This is a genomic window from Methylobacterium sp. B1 (genome assembly GCF_000333255.1).
GTDB lineage: Bacteria > Pseudomonadota > Alphaproteobacteria > Rhizobiales > Beijerinckiaceae > Methylobacterium > Methylobacterium fujisawaense.
On the sequence record NZ_BACT01000755.1, the window covers coordinates 1 to 3,309 of the forward strand.

At 68.0% G+C, this 3,309-nt stretch carries 3 protein-coding genes; all 3 read left to right on the plus strand.

Annotation, left to right across the window (positions count from 1 at the left end; translation table 11 throughout):
* Nucleotides 1–564, plus strand: a 564-nt coding sequence (locus tag I53_RS22110) for an amidase family protein (protein ID WP_043354730.1), incomplete at its 5' end; no start/stop codon positions are given.
* Nucleotides 561–860, plus strand: a complete 300-nt coding sequence (locus I53_RS22115) for a hypothetical protein (RefSeq protein WP_043354732.1) — start codon at nucleotides 561–563, stop codon at nucleotides 858–860. The genes I53_RS22110 and I53_RS22115, both read left to right, overlap by 4 nt.
* 211 nt (nucleotides 861–1,071) lie before the next feature.
* On the plus strand, nucleotides 1,072–2,544 hold the full coding sequence (gene gatB / locus I53_RS22120; RefSeq protein WP_043354733.1) for an Asp-tRNA(Asn)/Glu-tRNA(Gln) amidotransferase subunit GatB: 1,473 nt from the start codon (nucleotides 1,072–1,074) through the stop codon (nucleotides 2,542–2,544).
* Nucleotides 2,545–3,309: the final 765 nt, after the last annotated feature.

Below are 3,309 nucleotides of genomic sequence, written 5' to 3' on the forward strand. Positions count from 1 at the left end.
GCCTACGCGCTGCCGGCCTACTACATCGTGGCCCCGGCGGAGGCCTCCTCGAATCTGGCGCGCTACGACGGCGTCCGCTACGGCCTGCGCGTGCCCGGCAAGGACATCGCCGGGATGTACGAGAACACCCGGGCCGCCGGCTTCGGCCGCGAGGTAAAGCGCCGGATCATGATCGGCACCTACGTGCTCTCGGCCGGCTACTACGACGCCTATTACGTCCGCGCGCAGAAGATCCGCACGCTGATCAAGCGTGACTTCGAGGCGGCCTACGCCGCCGGAGTCGACGCGATCCTCACGCCGGCGACGCCGTCGGCCGCCTTCGGCATCGGCGAGAAGGCCTCGGCCGACCCGGTGGAGATGTACCTCAACGACGTGTTCACCGTGACGGTGAACATGGCGGGCCTCCCGGGCATCGCCGTGCCGGCGGGGCTCGATGGCCAGGGCCTACCCCTCGGCCTCCAGCTCATCGGCCGGCCCTTCGACGAAGAAACGCTGTTCGCGGTCGCGCAGGTGATCGAGGAAGCGGCGGGCCGCACCGTCCTGCCCGAGCCGTGGTGGTCATGACCGTCCCCTATTACCCCTGGACGATCTGGATCTGGGCCGGGTTCGATCCGGCGCTGATCGTGGTGGCGGTCTATCTCGGCTGGACCGCCAGCCAGTTCGGCAAGGTCTTCATCGCGGCGATCGCGGCGCTCGGATTCTCGGTGCTGTTCTCCTACGCGGTCAGCGCCGCCGGCATCCCCTGGCCGGCGCCGATCACCCGCGACGGCCCGACCTTTTTCCCGGTGCGCGCCGTCGCGGCTCTCCTCTGGGCCATCCTCGGCTACGGCGCCCGGCAGGCGGTCAGACGCCGCGCTTGATCTTTTCGCGACGCCGCCCGTAAGTGACCGGACGACATCCACGCCCACCCGCGCCCTCATCCTGAGGTGCCCGCGTGAGCGGGCCTCGACGGAGGCCTCCAGCCGGCCGCGCGATCCCTGGAGCCCTCCTTCGCGGCTGCTGCGCAGCACCTCAGGATGAGGGCGTGGGTGGGGGGATCACGCCAAGCTCCTTTTCTCGGCCCGGACGACCATGAACGCACCCGTCGACCCCAAGAAGCTGATCAAGGGCGGCCTCCACGATTGGGAGGTGATCGTCGGCATGGAGATCCACGCCCAGGTGTCCAGCCGGGCGAAGCTGTTCTCCGGCGCCTCGACGGAATTCGGCGGGGAACCCAACGACCACGTCTCCCTGGTCGATGCCGCGATGCCCGGGATGCTGCCGGTGATCAATGCGGAATGCGTGGCCCAGGCGGTGCGCACCGGCCTCGGCCTGAAGGCCAAGATCAACCTGCGGTCGGTGTTCGACAGGAAGAACTATTTCTACCCGGATCTGCCCCAGGGCTATCAGATCTCGCAGTACAAGGATCCGATCGTCGGCGAGGGCGAAGTTCTCGTGGATCTGCCCGACGGTGCGTCGATCACCGTGGGCATCGAGCGCCTGCACCTCGAGCAGGATGCCGGCAAGTCGCTGCACGATCAGGACCCGACCCGGAGCTTCGTGGACCTCAACCGCTCGGGCGTGGCGCTGATGGAGATCGTCTCCCGGCCCGACCTGCGCTCCTCCGAGGAGGCGAAGGCCTACGTGACCAAGCTGCGCACGATCCTGCGCTACCTCGGCACCTGCGACGGCGACATGGAGAAGGGATCGCTCCGCGCCGACGTGAACGTCTCGGTGCGCCGCCCCGGCGAGCCGCTGGGCACCCGCTGTGAGATCAAGAACGTCAACTCGATCCGCTTCATCGGGCAGGCGATCGAGACCGAGGCGCGGCGCCAGATCGCCATCCTCGAGGACGGTGGAAAGATCGACCAGGAGACGCGCCTTTTCGACCCGACCAAGGGCGAGACGCGCTCGATGCGCTCCAAGGAAGAGGCGCACGATTATCGCTACTTCCCCGATCCGGACCTGCTGCCGCTCGAATTCGACCAGGCCTATGTCGACACCCTGGCCGAGGGGCTGCCCGAGCTGCCGGATGCCAAGAAGGCGCGGTTCGTCTCCGCGTTCGGCCTCTCGCCCTACGACGCCGGCGTGCTGGTCGCCGAGCGTGCCTCTGCCGACTACTACGAGGCGGTGGCCAAGGGCCGGGACGGCAAGGCCGCGGCCAATTGGGTGATCAACGAGCTGTTCGGGCGCCTCAACAAGGAGGGCCTGTCCATCGAATCGACGCCGGTCTCGGCGGACCAGCTCGGCGCGATCATCGACCTGATCGGCGAGGGCGTGATCTCCGGCAAGATCGCCAAGGACCTGTTCGAGATCGTCTGGACCGAGGGCGGCGACCCGCGCGCCATCGTCGAGAGCCGCGGCATGAAGCAGGTGACCGACACGGGCGCCATCGAGGCGGCGGTGGATCAGATCATCGCGGCCAATCCCGACAAGGTCGCCCAGGCCAAGGAGAAGCCGACTCTGCTGGGCTGGTTCGTCGGCCAGACCATGAAGGCCACGGGCGGCAAGGCAAATCCCGCGGCGGTGAACGCGCTGCTCAAGGCGAAGCTCGGGATCGATTGACACCCGATGGCCCGAGCGGCGCGAAGCAGGCCAGCTCTGGGATATCGCGTGTGGGCCGAGCCATCGGCGCGGCGACATCGCAGGTCGACTGACCCGGAGCGCGGACGGCGCGCCCGGGCGCTCGAACCACCGTCGGTGCAAGATCGCGTCGTGACGGCAGGCCTGCCTTCCGGGCTCAGCTACGCGGTTCCGGCCTGACCGGCGGACGAGACCACCGGTGGGCTCAGCTCCGCGCAGACAGGCGGTGAGCCGGCCGCCCTCGGGGCCGCGACGAAATCCCGCCACGGCGAGGCCGGGCAGGCGATGGACCAACAGCTTCTGTCTTAGGGAAACCGCGGCGGAACGGCTCAAAGTGGGGCATTTTGCGTGTTCGAAGGCGCGCCATAATTGGCCGCTTCTGCGCCCCTGGAGCCGCGTCCGTCCGGCTGTCCGTGTGCTGCCGCTAAGTTCCGGGCCGAACCTGTCCCTGAACCGTCTAGGCGGCTTTCCGCTGCGGTGGAGTCATCCCTGTCTCCTCCAGCTTCCGGCAACCGGACGTCTTACGAAACCTGACACCGTCAAGGTTTCCGTCCGGTCGGTGCCGGCTTTCGCCAAGCACAGGTGGAGACTGCGCCCGTCTTGCCGAGCCGTCAATAGCCATTTTTCCGGCACAGGGGCACCTCGCACGACATCGCCGGGGGATCGCAGTGCAGCGCCAAGCCCATCAATCACTTGGATCGATCCTTCGGCGCTGCGAAATATCGGCTGGGGGGCGCGTTNCTGCCG